Here is a 1,032-nt window from a genome sequence, read left to right as displayed (position 1 = left end):
CATCAGGTTGATGAAGAGCTCGCGCTCAAAGGCCATGCCGTCTTCGAACTTCTTCTTGGTGGCGGCTTCGACCGCATCCACGCACTTGAGTGGCGCGGGGAAATTCTTGGCCATGCCCTTGACCATGTTGCGGGCGAACTGGAAATAAGCGTCGCCATTGGGATGCTTGGCGCGCAGGTCACGCACCAGCGGCAATGGCCGGGTGTCGGAAATCGATTGGGCAAAGGCCAGGGCCTCCTGGGCCAGTGACTCGGGCGACGCAGCAAGCTTGTCGAACAGCTTCTGGCCGGGAATTTGCGCGAGCAGTTCGCTCTTGACGGGCTCACCGCTCACGATCATGTTCAGGGAAGGCTCGACGCCCAGCACGCGCGGCAGGCGCTGCGTGCCGCCGGCACCCGGCAACAGGCCCAGCTTGACTTCGGGCAAGGCGATATTGGTACCGGGCGCGGCGATGCGGTAGTGGCAACCCAAAGCCAGTTCGAGCCCACCACCCATGCAGACGGAATGGATTGCAGCGACGATGGGCTTGGCGGAGTTCTCAACGGCGCGGATCACGCTCAGCAGATTGGGTTCAATCAAGGCCTTGGGTGTGCCGAATTCCTTGATATCGGCACCGCCGGAAAAGGCCTTGCCGGCGCCAGTGATCACGATGGCCTTGATGGCGGCATCGTCATTCGCCTTCTGGACGTTGTCGGTCAGGCTCAGGCGCGTGGCATGGCCCAGGCCATTGACGGGAGGGTTACTCAGGGTGATGACGGCCACGCTGCCGTGAACTTCGTAAAGGGTGGTCATTGCTGCTTCTTTCCTTGATGGGAGTTTCAGTGGTTCAGTTGTCTCGGCTGGCGTTTTAGGCCTCTGCATGCCCTGGCGGCTGCAAAAAAGTACGACCGTTCTTTTTCCATTGTAGGGGGCGTTTGTGACGGCACAAGTCCCGGGTTGGACTGTTTGGTCTATTTTTGTCCCAGCGGTGACATGCCCACGCCACTTCACACAGGTTTTTACACCTCGAGCCATTCCTTGCGAATGTAGGCG

General features: G+C 59.9%; 1 protein-coding gene. It reads right to left on the bottom strand.

Going from position 1 to position 1,032, the window contains the following annotated elements; translation table 11 throughout:
• The coding region (locus AC1D0Z_RS22660) for an enoyl-CoA hydratase/isomerase family protein (protein ID WP_477660387.1) at positions 1-792 on the bottom strand (792 nt) is incomplete at its 3' end.
• Positions 793-1,032 lie beyond the last annotated feature (240 nt).

The organism is Polaromonas sp. P1_E3 (genome assembly GCF_056405935.1).
The sequence above is the reverse complement of the archived record's forward strand: the minus strand, read 5'-3'. Positions and strand labels throughout refer to the sequence as shown.